The sequence below is a fragment of the Blochmannia endosymbiont of Camponotus sp. genome (assembly GCF_023586085.1).
Taxonomy (GTDB): Bacteria; Pseudomonadota; Gammaproteobacteria; order Enterobacterales; family Enterobacteriaceae; genus Blochmanniella.
In genome coordinates, this window is the sequence record NZ_CP097757.1 from 406,428 (window position 1) to 423,742 (window position 17,315).

13 protein-coding genes, 2 tRNA genes and 1 pseudogene are annotated in these 17,315 nt (G+C 28.4%); 14 read left to right on the top strand and 2 right to left on the bottom strand.

Translation table 11 applies throughout. The annotated features are described in order from the left end of the window. Window positions 1–151 precede the first annotated feature (151 nt). From alaS to tyrA, 11 genes are all read left to right on the top strand, one after another. Window positions 152–2,788, top strand: a complete 2,637-nt coding sequence (gene alaS / locus M9400_RS01630; RefSeq protein ID WP_250232077.1) for an alanine--tRNA ligase — start codon at window positions 152–154, stop codon at window positions 2,786–2,788. Window positions 2,789–2,972: 184 nt separating this feature from the next. Continuing rightward, window positions 2,973–3,158, top strand: coding sequence for a carbon storage regulator CsrA (gene csrA, locus M9400_RS01635; protein ID WP_250232079.1), 186 nt, complete (start codon window positions 2,973–2,975; stop codon window positions 3,156–3,158). 152 nt (window positions 3,159–3,310) lie between these two features. Further along, window positions 3,311–3,401, top strand: a tRNA-Ser gene (locus tag M9400_RS01640). A gap of 15 nt (window positions 3,402–3,416) precedes the next feature. Next, window positions 3,417–3,490: transfer RNA gene (locus M9400_RS01645), tRNA-Arg, on the top strand. Window positions 3,491–3,673: 183 nt separating this feature from the next. After that, window positions 3,674–5,035 (top strand): signal recognition particle protein, encoded by a 1,362-nt coding sequence (gene ffh, locus M9400_RS01650; protein WP_250232081.1) that lies wholly within the window; start codon window positions 3,674–3,676, stop codon window positions 5,033–5,035. A gap of 90 nt (window positions 5,036–5,125) precedes the next feature. Then, on the top strand, window positions 5,126–5,365 hold the full coding sequence (rpsP, locus tag M9400_RS01655; protein ID WP_250232083.1) for a 30S ribosomal protein S16: 240 nt from the start codon (window positions 5,126–5,128) through the stop codon (window positions 5,363–5,365). A 9-nt stretch (window positions 5,366–5,374) separates the two neighbouring features. Beyond that, window positions 5,375–5,938 carry a ribosome maturation factor RimM gene (rimM, locus tag M9400_RS01660; RefSeq protein WP_250232086.1) on the top strand — a complete coding sequence of 188 codons (564 nt, stop codon included), beginning with the start codon at window positions 5,375–5,377 and terminating at the stop codon, window positions 5,936–5,938. Between the two features lie 29 nt (window positions 5,939–5,967). Next, window positions 5,968–6,732 (top strand): tRNA (guanosine(37)-N1)-methyltransferase TrmD, encoded by a 765-nt coding sequence (trmD, locus tag M9400_RS01665; protein WP_250232088.1) that lies wholly within the window; start codon window positions 5,968–5,970, stop codon window positions 6,730–6,732. A gap of 4 nt (window positions 6,733–6,736) precedes the next feature. Further along, the gene (gene rplS, locus M9400_RS01670; RefSeq protein WP_250232089.1) at window positions 6,737–7,093 is read left to right on the top strand and encodes a 50S ribosomal protein L19; all 357 of its coding nucleotides are present in this window, start codon (window positions 6,737–6,739) and stop codon (window positions 7,091–7,093) included. A 445-nt stretch (window positions 7,094–7,538) separates the two neighbouring features. Continuing rightward, window positions 7,539–8,621 (top strand): 3-deoxy-7-phosphoheptulonate synthase, encoded by a 1,083-nt coding sequence (locus M9400_RS01675; protein ID WP_250232091.1) that lies wholly within the window; start codon window positions 7,539–7,541, stop codon window positions 8,619–8,621. Window positions 8,622–8,626: 5 nt separating this feature from the next. Next, window positions 8,627–9,748 (top strand): bifunctional chorismate mutase/prephenate dehydrogenase, encoded by a 1,122-nt coding sequence (gene tyrA, locus M9400_RS01680; protein WP_250232093.1) that lies wholly within the window; start codon window positions 8,627–8,629, stop codon window positions 9,746–9,748. Window positions 9,749–10,033: 285 nt separating this feature from the next. Here the strand turns inward: tyrA and M9400_RS01685 are convergent, their stop codons facing one another. Both M9400_RS01685 and bamD read right to left on the bottom strand, forming a co-directional pair. Further along, window positions 10,034–10,945: a prephenate dehydratase domain-containing protein gene (locus M9400_RS01685; protein ID WP_250232095.1), complete on the bottom strand. Its 912-nt coding sequence runs from the start codon at window positions 10,943–10,945 to the stop codon at window positions 10,034–10,036. Window positions 10,946–11,131: 186 nt separating this feature from the next. Continuing rightward, window positions 11,132–11,875 carry an outer membrane protein assembly factor BamD gene (gene bamD, locus M9400_RS01690; RefSeq protein ID WP_250232097.1) on the bottom strand — a complete coding sequence of 248 codons (744 nt, stop codon included), beginning with the start codon at window positions 11,873–11,875 and terminating at the stop codon, window positions 11,132–11,134. Window positions 11,876–12,030: 155 nt separating this feature from the next. Here bamD and rluD point away from each other — a divergent pair. The 3 genes and pseudogenes from rluD (at window position 12,031) to murB (ending at window position 17,244) form a co-directional block, all read left to right on the top strand. Continuing rightward, window positions 12,031–12,967, top strand: a pseudogene (rluD, locus tag M9400_RS01695) (23S rRNA pseudouridine(1911/1915/1917) synthase RluD). 249 nt (window positions 12,968–13,216) lie between these two features. Continuing rightward, entirely contained in the window at window positions 13,217–15,793 is a 2,577-nt protein-coding gene (gene clpB / locus M9400_RS01700; protein WP_250232099.1) for an ATP-dependent chaperone ClpB, read from the top strand. A gap of 416 nt (window positions 15,794–16,209) precedes the next feature. Further along, complete coding sequence (murB, locus tag M9400_RS01705) at window positions 16,210–17,244, top strand: UDP-N-acetylmuramate dehydrogenase (protein ID WP_250232101.1); 1,035 nt, start codon at window positions 16,210–16,212, stop codon at window positions 17,242–17,244. Window positions 17,245–17,315: the final 71 nt, after the last annotated feature.

A 17,315-nucleotide genomic window follows, 5' to 3' on the forward strand; every position in this document is an offset into this window, starting at 1 on the left:
TTTTTATAAAAATAATATTGAATCTTTATTTATATGTATTCAAAATAAATAATATTCTGCAATTTTGATTTCTATCTTTTTTAAAATTGTTTATAATATTCGATTATATCAATTAAATATATAGAAATTTTTATTTCGTGATGGAATCTGTATGCATAAAAATCTTGATGATATTCGTCAGGAATTTCTTAATTTTTTTAAAAAAAAGGGACATGAAATTGTTGCGAGCAGTACTTTAATTCCTGATAACGACCAAACATTGTTATTTACTAATTCTGGTATGAATCAATTTAAAAATATATTTTTAGGAATTGATCAGCCATTATTTAAGCGCGTTACGACTGCACAACGTTGCGTACGTGCTGGAGGAAAACATAACGATTTAGATAATGTTGGGTATACTGCACGACACCTAACATTTTTTGAGATGCTAGGTAATTTTAGTTTCGGAGATTATTTTAAACATGAAGCTATCCAATTTGCTTGGGAGTTATTAACTGATTGCAACTGGTTTAATTTATCTAAAAATAAACTATGGGTCACAGTACATATTTGTGATTCTGCATCTTATGATATTTGGACAAAACAAGTAGATATACCCAACGAACATGTTATTAAAATTGGTAATAATACAGATAATTTTTACGATTCTGACAATTTTTGGCAAATGGGCAAAGTTGGTCCTTGTGGACCGTGTTCAGAAATATTTTATGATTATGGAGATCGATTCCAAGGAGGCCCTCCTGGTAGTTTAAAAGAATTTGGAGAAAGATATGTTGAAATTTGGAATTTAGTGTTTATACAATTTAATCGCCAATCGAATGGTAATCTCTTGTCACTTCCCATGTTATCAGTAGATACCGGAATGGGTTTAGAACGCATTACTGCAATATTACAGGGAGTACATAGTAGTTATTCCATTGATATATTTAAAAAATTGATATCTTCTATATCTCAAATTATTAAAGTTAATGATGATAATACTAACAGATCTTTATATGTAATAGCTGATCATATTCGTACATGCTCGTTTTTGATTCAAGACGGAGTTCTTCCTTCAAATGAAGGACGTGGCTATGTATTACGCCGTATTATCCGTAGAGCCATTCTTCATGGGAAAAAAATAGGTACAAATAATATTTTTTTTTACAAATTGGTATCTCCTCTTATTAAATATATGCAATATTTATCTGATAGACTATATGAAAAAAAAGACTTTATAGAAAAAATATTACTTAATGAAGAAAAATTGTTTGAAGATACTTTAAAAAAAGGTTTAAAATTATTAGAAAAAAAATTAGTACTATTAAAAGGAAATGTTTTGAATGGGGAAATAGCATTCGATTTGTATGATACTTATGGATTTCCTTTAGAATTAACAAAAGATATTTGTTTAAAACGCGGCATACATGTAGATCAAGCGAATTTTGATCAGTCTATGTTGACGCAGAAAAAAATTGCGAAAGAATCAAATAAATTTTATGTAATTAGCAAAAATATATCACTTTGCAATGTATTAAATACATTTGTTGGGTATCGTGATCTTACTTGTAGAACTCAAACAATAGCATTATTTCGCATAAATAAACCAGTGAATAAAATTTATGCAGAAGAAGAAGGAATAGTAATTTTAAAAAATACTCCTTTTTATGGAGAATCTGGAGGCCAAATTGGAGATTCTGGTCAATTAAAAACTATATCTAGTTTATTTCAAGTTACTAGTACTAAAAAATATGGAGAAATAATAGGTCATTTGGGGGTAGTGAACAGAGGCGCCATTAGTGTAGGAGAGGAAATAATTGCACAGGTAGATCAATATAAAAGGAAAAACATTTCTTTAAATCATTCCGCTACTCATTTACTACGCGCCGCATTATGCCAAGTTTTAGGATCTCACATAGTGCAAAAAGGATCATTAGTAAACGATCAATATTTACGTTTTGACTTCTGTCATTATGAAACAATGACAGAAGTACAAATTAATACAGTAGAAAATCTTGTAAATAAACAAATTTGGATCAATTTTCCCATTGTGGCTGACATGATACCGATAGAAACAGCTAAAAATAGCGGAGTTGTGATGCTTATAAATAAGCAATATGAAAAAATAGTGCGTGTTATAAGAATGGGAAATTTTTCTACTGAATTATGTGGAGGAACTCATGCTAAAAGCACAGGAGAAATTGGCGTATTTATAATTACTAAAGAATTTAGCATTGCTTCCGGTATTAGGCGGATTGAAGCAGTCACTAATAATACAGCATTATCTGTCATGCATCAATATAAAAAATTACTTCAAGATATTTTTACATCGACACAAAGTGACAATAAAAATATTTTAAATAAAATACATGAGTTCAAATCTCGTTGTCAAAAATTAGAAAAAGAAATAAAACATTTAAGAAATCAACAAGTTATACAAGAAAGTTTATCCTTTATTAAGGAAATTTATTATATTAAAGATGTACAAGTTTTAATAAAACAAGTTGAAAATATGATGCTAAAACCGTTAACAAATTTAATAGATTGCCTTAAACGTCAACTAAAATCAGGAGTTATTGTTCTTATTAATAATAAGAACAATAAAATTAGCATAGTAGTATCTGTTACTAAAGATTTAATAGAGAACAATCGCATAAATGCTCTAAATTTAGTACGGTTAATTATAAATACCCTTGGTGGAAAAGGTGGAGGAAAGCCTCATTTTGCTCAAGTCGGCATTAATAATATTATAAATACATCTAAAATTTCTACAAAAATAGATTACTTATTACAGAATATACTATAAATAATTATGTAATATATTAAAAATTGTTTTAAAAAACTATTAATATATTGTTACAGCAATGTACTAAAAATTTGTAAAACAATCAAAGTATTATATAAAGATATTTATTTCATGTTGTTAAATATTATAAAAATAGTAAAAACGTTAAGAATTACAGCTATTTGAATTTTTCAAGGAGTAAAGGATGCTTATTCTAACTCGACGAGTTGGTGAAACTCTTATCATTGGAGACGAGATTACAGTAACTGTATTAGGTATTAAAGGGAACCAAGTTCGTATTGGTGTAAATGCTCCCAAGGAAATATCTATACACCGAGAAGAAATTTATCAACGTATTAAAGCTGAAAAATCACAACCAACTTTATGCTAAAGTTATTTTTTTAAAATAAATTTTTTATACAAATAGTAATTTTATGATTAAAAATTTAGTTGTAAATTATGTAAAAACAACGTAATGTGACAGGAAATTTTTTGATTATAAGAACAAAAGCAAATTAATAAAGAAAATAAATAAAAATATTCAGTGAGGTGGCCGAGAGGCTGAAGGCACTCCCCTGCTAAGGGAGTATATGGTTTTAGCACTGTGTCGAGGGTTCGAATCCCTCCCTCACTGTTAATTGGGAATGATGCACCCGTAGCTCAATTGGACAGAGCACTCGGCTACGAACCGAGAGATCGGAGGTTCGAATCCTCTCGGGTGTATTTATGTGATATTTTTATTTTACGCGCATCAAAAATAACAGTATTTGCAGTTAAATAGATAATACTGTTGATTTTAATTGTTATCAAATAACATGGAGATGTTAATAATGCGTTTATAATTACTTGTTGTAATTTTTATGGTTTAATTTGTTAAAATATCTATTTTTAATTTGAGTAATTAAAATGTTTGAAAACTTATCTAAAAAAATATCACAATCGATACGAGATATCATTGGTTCCGGACGTTTAACAGAAAAAAATATTAAAGACACTTTGAATACAGTTAAAATTTCTTTATTAGAAGGCGACGTCGCGTTATCAGTAGTACATGATTTTATTAATACAGTCAAAGAAGGAATTGTTGGGAAGAATATAAATAAACATTTAACTCCAGGTCAAGAATTAATTAAAATAATGCACGCTTCTTTAGTAAAAATTATGGGAAAAGGATCGCATGATTTGAATTTACATACCCAAACACCCTCACCGATATTAATGGTGGGTCTACAGGGTTCTGGAAAAACTACCACTGTTGGAAAACTTGCCAAATATTTAAAAAATAAAAAACACAAAAAAATATTAGTGGCATCAACTGACATATATAGACCAGCAGGCATACAGCAATTAAAAGCATTAATAAGTTCTGAAGATATTAATTTTTTTACAGATTATAATGTTGGTAGTAAACCAATTGATATAGCCAAAACAGCAATTGGCGCGTCGAAGTCATTATCTTATGATGTCTTACTAATAGATACTGCTGGATGTTTAGATACAGATTATACTTTACTTTCAGAACTTTATGAAATTCATAATGCTATTAATCCAGCAGAAACTTTATTCGTTATAGATTCTATGATTGGACAAGCGGCTATTAATAACATAAATGTATTTAATAAAACCCTACCATTAACTGGAGTTATTCTAACTAAATTAGATGGAGATTCACGCGGAGGTGTAGCTTTATCTATTAAATATCTTACTGGTACACCTATAAAATTTATAGGAACAGGAGAAAAAATTGACGAATTAGAACCTTTTAATTCGTATAGAATAGCTGGACGTATACTTGGAATGGGTGACATACTTTCATTAATAGAAGATATTGAAAATAAAGTAAAATGGAGCAAAGAAAAAAAATATATTGATAAAAATAATATAGATTTTAATTTATGTGATTTTTTAGATTATATAAAACAAATACGTAATATGGGAGGAATCAACAAGATAATAAGTAAACTACCTTCTAATTTAGGAATTAAATTGAATGATATTCAACCACATCCTCATAATAATACAGTTGCGCATATAGAAGCTATAATTAACTCTATGACCATTAAAGAACGTTTAAATCCAGATATAATTAAAGGATCTCGGAAAAAACGTATTGCTAATGGATCTGGAGTGCACATACAAGATGTTAATAAGTTACTAACTAAATTTAGTCATATACGTATTACGATACAAAAAATAAATAAAAATGAAGTATTTCAAGTAATGCGTACATTAAAAAACAAAATATTATCTAAACTTACAATTAGTTAAACATGGCTTATATACCGATTTAGTATATAAGCTTTTATATTATATATCATAAGTCTAATTACTATTAATTTTCAATTTAGGTGTATATCTATGGTAAGAATTAGATTAGCACGAGGAGGATATAAAAAAGCTCCTTTTTATCACGTAGTTGTTACTGATAGTAGAAATGCACGTGATGGTCGTTTTATCGAACGTATCGGATTCTTTAATCCAATTAATTTTGGAAATAATAGAAACCTACATATAAGTATAAAACGAGTACAATATTGGTTACATAAAGGAGCAAGTCCATCTAAACGCGTTTTAAAATTAATAAAAATTTATGAATAACAATTCAATATGAAATATGACAAAAAAACAATAACGGCGCCACCGCCACCTGTTCCTAATCCTATAGTGATAGGAAAAATTATAGGTGCATATGGTGTGTTAGGGTGGATACGCATCATATCTTTTACTGAAAAGAGTGACAGTATATTTTTTTATAATCCATATTACATTATGATCCAATCTACATGGAAATCAATTTATTTAGATAAATGGAAATTACTTGGAAAACGTTATATCGCCAAGATACAAGAAATATCAAACAGGGAATCAGCTCAATTATTAAATCATTGTGAAATGATTATAGATAAGACACAACTTCCTCATCTAAATATTGATGAATATTATTGGAAAGATTTAATAGGATGCACAGTAATTACAATACAAGGAATTTTTTTAGGGAATATTATTAGCATAATAGAAACTACAGCAAATGATGTTTTAGTAGTAAAAATGTATCAAAATAAGTTTACTGAAATGAAAAATTGTCTTATTCCTTTTCTTATAAAGAGAGTTATAAAAAATGTTAATCTTGTTATACGCACTGTAACTGTAGATTGGGATCCTAATTTTTAATTACTCATGAGATTAAAATTTTATAAAATATGTGGTTAGGCGTAATTACTTTATTTCCAGAAATGTTCTACTCGATTATCCGTTATGGAATAACAGGGCGATCAATTCGCAATGGTATTATTTCAATAAAACTATGGAACCCGCGCGAATTCACACATAATGTACACTACAGTGTAGATGACCGTCCTTATGGAGGAGGACCAGGTATGTTAATGACGATTGAACCTCTAAAAAATGCAATTAAGCAAGCTAAAAATGAATTAGGGAACAATATTAAAGTAATTTATCTTTCTCCTCAAGGAAAAAAGCTAAATCAACAATATGTGCGTAAATTAGCATCTGATCATCAAAAACTAATCTTGGTTTGTGGTAGATATCAAGGTATTGACGAAAGATTAATTCAAACAGAAATCGATGCAGAGTGGTCCATAGGAGATTATATCCTCAGTGGAGGAGAATTAGCTGCAATGGTATTAATAGATGCTATATCTAGAGTTATCCCTGGTGCGCTAGGTAATCAAAATTCAAAAGAATCGGATTCTTTTTCTAAAGGGAAATTAGATTGTCCACATTATACGCGACCGAAAATTTTTGAAGGAATGCAAGTGCCATCAGTATTATTATCAGGAAATCATAGCAATATTGCTCGTTGGAGACAACAACAAGCTTTAGGTCGTACTTGGATCAAAAGACCAGATTTGCTTAATGATATACAATTAACTGATGAAGAAAAAGAGCTGCTTACTGAATTTAAAAATAAACACTTTTTATCATTAAAAAAATTAGGAAAATAACACAATGTATGAATTAATAAACAATTTTGAAAAAAAACAAATAAAAAAAAATATACCGAGTTTACATTCAGGTGATACGATAGAAGTTAAGACCTGGGTTATAGAAAATAATAAAAGACGTTTACAAACTTTTGAAGGTATCGTTATTGCTATTAAAAATCGTGGGTTGCATTCTTCATTTACTGTAAGAAAAATTTCTAGCGGAGAAGGCGTAGAACGCGTTTTTCAAACACACTCTCCTGTTATTGAAGAGATTAAAATCAAACGATTTGGTTTTGTTCGTCGCTCTAAATTATATTATTTACGTCATCTCAGCGGAAAATCTGCACGTATAAAAGTAAAAGTACGTACAAATCCATAAAATCATTTTTTGTTTTATTAAATAATTAATACATACTCATAATATATCAGTATTTACTACTAAATTCAATACATTACGATTGTTTATTACCTACTTTAATTATTACGCTTGCAACTGTAATGACCGTCCGATTATACATAACATATATGTTATGTATAATATAATATGTACTGTATACATATATAAAATCTTAATTTTGATTAAATTAAATCAATAATATATCGTATAGAACAATAACTTATTATTAATAGAACCTCGCATAAATTAAAAATTAAATAAATTCAATTAATCAATCTATAATAATTTATTAACAATTATAATATAAAACTATATTTACATTAGTTTTATATGTGTATCATAATATAGTTACATATCATCATTTTTAATTAGTTATTTAGTATTATAGATTTATACTATGACATCTTATTACATTAAGGTTAATAATATGCAGAACAATGAGCGTAATAGTATCTACACTTGCAACATGTACCCAATAATTACTCCTGAGCAATTAAAAAATAAATTTCCTATAACACATATAGAACAACAGACCATTGTTGATTCTCAAGATGTAATTATGAATATTATTCACAGACGTGATCCACGTTTTTTAATAATATGCGGTCCTTGTTCTATTCACGATGTTAATGCTACTTTTGATTATGCCAATAAATTAAAAACCCTATCAATAGATTTACAGGATCAACTATATATTGTTATGCGAGTATATTTAGAAAAACCTCGTACTAATATCGGCTGGAAAGGCTTAATTAATGATCCATATATGAATGGTTCTAATGATATTGAATTGGGATTAAAAACTGCTCGAAATCTGCTGGTACAATTGATAAAAATTGGATTACCACTCGCTACTGAAGTATTGAATCCAAATATTCCACAATATATTGGAGAACTCTTCAGTTGGTCATCTATCGGAGCACGTACCGCAGAATCCCAAATACATCGAGAAATAGCTTCTGGATTAAATACTCCTATAGGATTTAAAAATAGTACTAGCGGTAATTTTCATAATGCAATTAACGCAATGCGTGCTGCGATGATGCCTCATTGCTATATTAGCATTAATCAATTAGGTCAAGTATGTTTGCTACATACAAAAGGCAATCCTAATACTCATATAATTTTGCGTGGAGGAAAAACCCCTAATTACCATCCAGCGGATGTTATCTGTTGTGAAAAAAAAATAATAGAAGCAGGAGGAGGATTACCATTAGCATTAATGGTAGATTGCAGCCATGGTAATTCCAACAAAGATTATCGTCGTCAGATTAATGTAGCACAATCCATTTCACATCAAATTAAACATGGAAACCGTTCTATTATTGGTTTAATGATTGAAAGTTATATCCACTCTGGAAATCAATCTATAAATTTATCATCTTCTACAGTACAGTATGGAGTATCAGTCACCGACGCATGTATAGACTGGGACACAACTCAACACTTACTGTACGATTTATATAAGGAATTAAAACCATTCCTTATAAAGCGTATATCAGGAGCCTAAATGGCATGATAGAGGAACTGAATATTTTACGAAAAAAAATTGATAAGATAGATCAAGATTTATTAAAGCTATTATCCAAACGACTTTCTTTAGTCTCTGAAGTAGGAGAGATAAAAAGTCGTTATGGATTGTTTATTTATGCACAAGATAGAGAGGAAATAATAGTAGCCTGTCGAAGGAAAGAAGCAATAAAATTAGGTATTTCTCCAGACTTAGTAGAAGATATATTACGTCGCGTTATAAATGAATCTTATTGCAATGAAAATGAAAAAGGATTTAAAACATTATGTCCGAATTTAGGCCCAATTGTTATAATTGGAGGAAAAGGGAAAATGGGGCAGTTTTTTTGTAAAATGCTAACTTTATCAGGATATAAAGTACGAATTTTAGATAAAAATGATTGGACTAATGCAGAATCAATGCTAACAGATGCTGGAATGGTAATAATCAGTGTTCCTATTCATTTGGTTACTAATGTTGTTTATAAATTACCATATTTATCTCATAACTGTATTATAGTAGATCTATCATCTATAAAAAAAATATCCTTAAATGCTATATTATCTACGCATAGCGGGCCAGTACTGGGATTACATCCTATGTTTAATCCAGATCATGGAAGCATGGTGAAGCAAGTAGTAATTTGTTGTGAAGGACGTTATCCAGAAGCGTATCAATGGTTATTAGAACAAATACGATTATGGGGTGCAAAACTATATTTTTGCAATATAACAGAACATGATCGACATATGAGTCTAACACAAGGATTATGTCATTTTATTACTTTTATAGCGGGATATTATTTATTAAAAGAAAATATTGATTTAAAAAAAATACTATCTCTTTCTTCACCAATATTTCGATTAAAGTTAATAACAATAGGACGGTTATTTGCTCAAGATCCACAATTATATGCGGATATCATAATGACTTCAGAAAATAATCTGATACTAATCAAACGTTATTATAGGAGACTAGGTAGAATTCTAACATTATTAGAACAAAATAAAAAACAAGAATTCATTGATCAATTTAAAAAAATTCAAAATTGGCTTGGTATATATACTGATCTTTTTTTTACAGAAAGTAGTAAAATATTACGTCAAATTAATCATATGCAAAAATGACACACAAAATTAATAATAATCTAAATAATATTGATTAATTTTTATAATTATTTTTCTTTAAAATTATATTTATCCAGATTAAAATCTACTATTTTAAGATTAATTGTTTAAAATTTAAGATATTATTTGTATACATAAGAGTGTACATATTCTTATGTTCGATATTTATGTTTGTTTAAAATAAATACATAATTACCTATTGTTTACAACTGCACATATAGTCACACGTAAAAAATAACACGTATATTGTTCATTATTTAAAATACTTTAATATACTTATTTAATTTAATATATAAATTTATTTTTGTTGTAATATTTAATTATATTAGCAGTTGACTTACATTGATAACAACCTAATATTTTTAATAAACATGAAATTTTTCGTAATTCAATCAGCACCTGTTGTATATATGTATCATTTATATGTGCCATCATTTCAATAATAATTATATTGCCTGATTTACTATATGATAAGACACGTGGCCTTAAATAAGTTGTTTTAATATTATAAAATTGTAATATTTTTAGAATTTCATATAATTTTTCTGATTTCTGATTAATAGAGATAATAATCATAGTTTTTATGGCTATAGAATTATTAACAACTTCAATGTTTGTATTTTTTAAAATAATAAATCTAGTTGTATTTTTCTGGTAATTAGATAAGTTATATGTCAATAATGAATGTAATCCATAAAATGCGCCTCCTTGCATACTTCCTAAAGCTGCTAAATTAGATTGATTTAATTTAGCTACTGTTTCCATAGCAGCTGCGCTGCTTTTACAGAATACAATTTTCCATGTCGAAAAACGTTTTAAAAATCTGCTACATTGTTGCACCGGTTGCGGATGACTATATATAATCTGAATGCGATTTATGTCAGTGTTACTATTGACTAATATACGATGATTTATAGGAATAGTAATTTCATCTACTAATAATAATCGAGTATTAAGTAATAAATCACATACTTCATTAATTAATCCAGAATTAGAATTCTCAATAGGAACTACACCATATTCCGCATAACGACATTCTACTAAAGTAAAAATATCATTAAATCTTTGACAACTACATGCTACTATTTGATCAAAATGACAATTAGCGTATTGCATAGCAGCAATGTGCGAATAAGAACCTTTAGGACCTAAAAATGCTATATGCACTATAGATTTACAAACCATAACAATACTCATTTACTGTAATATTTTAATGTTTACAGATATTATTTAAATAATAATCGCAGTCACTATAACGATAGTTTTAAAAGTTAATATTCAATTTATAAACATTATATGATACCTTGTATTAATATATATTTTAAATATTTATTTAATTCTATGTATAGAATATAATGAAGGTCATTCATGAATCATATTGAATCAATATATTGGATTAGCAACGATGATTTTTGCGACTTTCTCAGCTTGCTCTGGTAAACATATATTTTGATAAGCTTGTTGCATATAACACAACGCTCTACGAGTTGCTTGAGTATCTGGGAAACAATATAACATTTTTTCTACGCGAGCTATCACTGATATATAAGCACCTCTTTTAGCATAAAATTTTACAATAGCAAGTTCATATTCAGCTATTCTATTTTTTAAAAAAACTAAGCGTCTGTAAGTATCTGCAAAATATCGACTATCTGGATATTCATGAATAAGTTTTACAAAACTATGGAATGCAGTGCGCGCATACGTAGGATTTCGATCAAACCAATTCATATTTAGATATTTTATTAATGTTTTATTATCGTCATCTAAGCACATATTGACTACGCCATGCATGTATAGTATATAATCCAAATGATTATGATTAGGATATAATTTAAAAAAACATTTTATGTAATTATTTGCTAGTTTGAAATCATTCAATTTATAATGAGCATAAATTAAATCTAAATAAATTTGTTGCGGACAAGGATCAAACAATCGTAAATTTTGTAAATTTACTAAATCTTGAACCGCTCCTTTATAATCAGCGTTATATAATTTATTTTGAGCAAGTTTATAAAGATTATAGGCAGAACAACTTACATCACTATCAGAAGCAATGGTATAAGAAGTGATAATAGTGCTAATAATGATTATGATTATTATATGGAGTTGAACACGTTTCATAACAAGTTTTATTAATACTCCATGCTACATACAAATATTAATAGATCATATATAATAAATTCGTTTTAACGAAATATCATACAATAATTTAATTGAATTTAATAATTCAACTATATATTAATATAATGACATCTGAATACTATACTATCAAACCTATGGTTGTACAGATATCACAATCTGGAAAACGATTAGATTGTGTTCTATCTGAGTTATTACCAAATTATTCACGTTCTCAAATAAAATGTTGGATCCTTTCTAAAAAAGTGAGTGTTAATAATCAGACAATTATTATACCTAAAAAAAAAATGATGGGTGGTGAATTTATTGAAATAAAAAATATTATTAATATTAGGAATAATAGTATAGTTCCTCAAAATATCCCTCTCGAGATTATATACGAAGATCATGATATTGTAGTAATAAATAAAGCTAAAAATATGGTAGTTCACCCAGGAGCTGGTAATTATTCAGGTACTATATCAAATGCTTTATTATATAGATATCCATCTATTATCAAAGTATTTCGAACAGGTATTGTTCAACGCCTGGATAAGGATACTACTGGCTTAATGGTTGTAGCTAAAAATGCAATCGCATATAATTACTTATTAGAACTATTTAAAAAAAAAAATTATTAGAGAATATGAAGCCATAGTTCTTGGAAAGTTTACCCATAATGAAGGAATCATAGACGAACCAATTCGAAGACACACTGTTCATCGTACTCGTATGGCAGTAAACCCTATGGGAAAGTCAGCTGTTACACATTATTCTATCATAGAAACATTTAGTATGCACACTAGGATTCGCGTACGCCTTGAAACTGGAAGAACTCATCAAATTCGTGTACATATGGCTCATATTAACCATCCATTATTAGGAGATCAGAAGTATGGAAAATTGACTTATTCTATTAAAGGTATATCTAATGAACTCATTAATTATTTATGTATTTTTAATAGACAAGCATTACATGCAACTACGCTGCGACTGTATCATCCTATTACTAAAATGCAAATGGAATGGGTTATACCTTTACCTCCAGATATAATAAAATTAATAAATATATTACGAAAAACTAAGAATGTATAAATAATACTATTTATTTATAAAGAGATTCTGCTGAGATACTTTTTTTATGACAACCACAATCTGATTATTTAATAAAAATATCACATAAAATAATTATGTATATACTTTGAGTATATCAATACGTATTTTATATTTTTAGTAATTTATATGCTTGAATTTTGAGCACTTAATCTCCATATCGTTACAGTTCGCATTACTAAATGAATATAATTGATGTTTGTATGTTATTATAAGAGGACGATGGATGTCATGCGATTAGATCACTTTACTCATCATTTTCAATTAGCGCTTTCTGATGCTCAATCTATAGCACTTAGAAAAGATAATCAATTTGTTGAACCTATTCATGTTATGCTTGCTTTTTTAAAAGAAGATACTGGATCAGTATATCAGCTATTAATACGTGCCGGGTCTAATATTTCCCAGTTAACTAAATCAGTTGAACAAGCATGCAATTGCCTACCAAAAGTGGAAGGTATTGAGGGAAATATTCAATGTTCACATGATTTAATTAAAATGTTAAATATATGTGATAAATTAGCACAGAAATACAATGATACTTTCATTGCATCAGAAATGTTTATTTTAGCAGCTATTGAATCTCATGGAATATTAAACGATTTGTTAAAAAAATCTGGAGTAATTATAGAAAATATAAAAAAATCAATAAATTGCATACGTAATAATCGATTAGTTAATGATCAAAAATCAGAATCTCAACGCCAAGCATTACAAAAATTTACTGTAGATATAACTAAATTTGCAGAAAAAAATAATCTTGATCCTGTTATTGGTCGAGACGAAGAAATTCGTCGTACCATCCAAGTATTGCTGAGACGTACTAAAAATAATCCTGTTCTGATTGGAAAACCTGGAGTAGGAAAAACTGCTATTGTAGAAGGATTAGCACAACGCATTATTAATGGTGAAGTCCCAGAAGGATTAAAAAATAATCGCATATTAGCTTTAGATATGGGGGCATTATTAGCGGGATCAAAATATAGAGGAGAATTTGAAGAACGTTTAAAAAACGTGTTAAATGATATCTCTAAAGAAGAGGGTAATACTATTTTATTTATTGATGAGCTTCATATTATGGTTGGAGCTGGAAAAAGTGATGGGGCAATGGATGCAAGTAATATGCTTAAACCAAGATTGGCTAGAGGTGAATTACATTGTGTAGGGGCAACTACACTTGATGAATATAACAAGTATATTGAACAAGATGCAGCTTTAGAAAGACGTTTTCAAAAAATATTTGTTGCTGAGCCTAGTATTGAAGACACTATAGCTATTCTCCGTGGATTAAAAGAACGTTACGAATTACATCACAATGTTCATATTACTGATCCAGCAATAGTAGCTGCCGCAACCTTATCATATCGATATATTTCTGATCGTCAGTTACCGGATAAAGCTATTGATCTGATTGATGAATCTGCTTCTAGCATTCGTATACAAATAGATTCTAAGCCAGAAGAATTAGACAGATTAGAACGACGTATTGTACAGTTAAAATTAGAACAACAAGCATTAAAAAAAGAATCAGATAACGCTAGTATGAAACGATTAGAAGTATTAACTACTGAATTAACACAAAAAGAACAAGATTGTGTTGCTCTTAGAGAAGAGTGGAAAAATGAAAAGATTTATTTATCTAGTGCTCAAAATATTAAATCTGATTTAGAACAAGCAAAGATTGCCATTGATCAAGCACGTCGTATTGGTGATTTAGCTCGTATGTCTGAACTGCAGTATGGTAAAATTCCAGAATTAGAAAACAGACTATCAACCGTATTACAATACAATAACAAAAAAATGCGTCTTTTACGAAATTGTGTTACTGATATAGAAATTGCTGAAGTGTTATCTCGTTGGACTGGTATTCCCGTTTCTCGGATGTTAGCTAGTGAAAAAGATAAATTATTACATATGGAACATGCTTTACACCAATTAGTCATTGGACAACATGAAGCAGTAAAAGCAGTATCTAACGCTATTCGTCGAAGTCGCTCTGGATTATCTGATCTTAAACGTCCAATCGGTTCATTTATGTTTTTAGGACCTACTGGAGTAGGAAAAACTGAGTTATGTAAAGCATTATCTATGTTTCTTTTTGATACTGATAACGCAATAGTTCGTATTGATATGTCTGAGTTTATGGAAAAACATTCTGTGTCACGGTTATTAGGAGCTCCTCCCGGTTACGTTGGGTATGAATCAGGGGGATATTTAACTGAAGCAATACGTCGCCGACCATATTCTATTATTTTATTAGATGAAATAGAAAAAGCACATGTAGATATTTTCAACATATTACTACAAGTATTAGATGACGGACGATTAACAGATGGACATGGGCGAACAGTAAATTTTAGTAATACTGTAGTTATAATGACATCTAATTTAGGATCAGACTTAATTCAAAAACGATTCGAAACTATAGATTATCAAGAAATAAAAATTACAGTATTAAATATAGTTAATCAAAATTTTAAACCAGAATTTATAAATAGGATAGATGAAATTGTGGTGTTTCATCCACTGAGCGCTGAACATTTGATCAAAATTTCTAAAATTCAGTTACAATATTTATGCGATCGTTTAGAAGAAAAAGGATATCCTAATACTAATATCACCAATAAAGTCCTAGTATTTTTATCAAAAGTTGGATTTGATCCAATATACGGTGCCCGCCCATTAAAACGTGCTATACAACAACATATTGAAAATGAATTATCTCAAAAAATATTATCTGGAGAATTATTACCAGGTAAAAGTATTTCTTTAGATGTTGTAAACAATGCAATTGTTTTTATTCAATAATTTATAGTTAATTTAAAACATACAACTACCCAAGTATCATTGAATAAAATTATTAAAAATTTAATTACCTTAGTATAAATTCAAGTTTAATTGAAATTATTAATATTCAGTTATCATTTGTATGATAGCGATTTAATAGTACATGTGAAAATTATTACATTAATTTATATATATTGTGCTATACATACTATGTATAGTGTAGTGTATTCTATATTAAAACACACTAAATCATTTTTGATAATTATAAAAATATTAGACTTGATATCCTATAACGTTCAATAAAAATAAACATATATATTATCGGAATATATAATTCTTAAATATAATAAACTTTATATAAAATTATTTATTATAAAATAAATTTTTTTATTCATAAAATAATACGTAACTAATAATTTTTATTAAGAAATAAATATATGAAGCATTATATTCAATTAAAATCATTAAATACTTTTTCAATTGACGTATTTGCTAAACATGTAGTAACTGTTCATAATGAATCTGCTTTATTAAGGTTTTGGAGAAAATCTTATAATAAAGGGACACCTGTTCTCATTTTAGGAGGCGGCAGCAATATCTTATTTTTAGAAAACTATATTGGAACAATATTATTAAATAGGATAAAAGGTATTTTCATTACTGAAAATAAAATGGTATGGAGGCTCCACGTTGGAGCTGGAGAAAAATGGCATGAGTTAGTAACTTATACCATAAATAAAAATATACCAGGTTTAGAAAATTTAGCATATATTCCAGGATATGTAGGAGCCGCCCCAATTCAAAATATTGGGGCTTATGGTATTGAGTTATCTCAAATTTGTGAGTATGTAGATGTTATAGATTTATATAATGAAAAAAAAATTCGTTTCTTTCGTGCTGAATGTAATTTTCAATATAGAGATAGCATTTTTAGAAATTATTTAAAAAAATATGCTATTATATCCGTGGGATTAAAATTAAATAAAAAATGGAAACCCGTACTAAGTTACCACGAATTAACTCATTTAAATAAAGATAATGTCACACCCCGTCAAGTTTTTAATTTTATTAATATTATTAGACAAAAAAAATTACCAGATCCTATTTTAGCAGGAAATGCTGGTAGTTTTTTTAAAAACCCGATAGTAGATGCTAACGTGGCACATCGTTTATTTCAAATTTATCCAAATATACCTTATTATTCTCAAAAAGATGGAAAAATAAAATTATCAGCGGGATGGTTAATAGAGCGTTGTCAGTTAAAAGGTTGTGTGTTTGGAGAAGCAGCAATACATCCTAAACAATCATTAGTATTAATTAATCGCAGGAAAATAGCTACTGGAACCGAAATTGCAGCTTTAGCTCTTTTTATATATACTCAGGTTGCAGATAAATTTAATATTTATCTGCAACCTGAAGTTAGGTTAATTGGTAATCATGGAGAGATAAACCCAAAAAAATTGTTTACATAATAAATGATTAACGTATTTATATTAATTGAAAAAACTTAGGATTACATATGTGTTTATGATTTTTATCATAT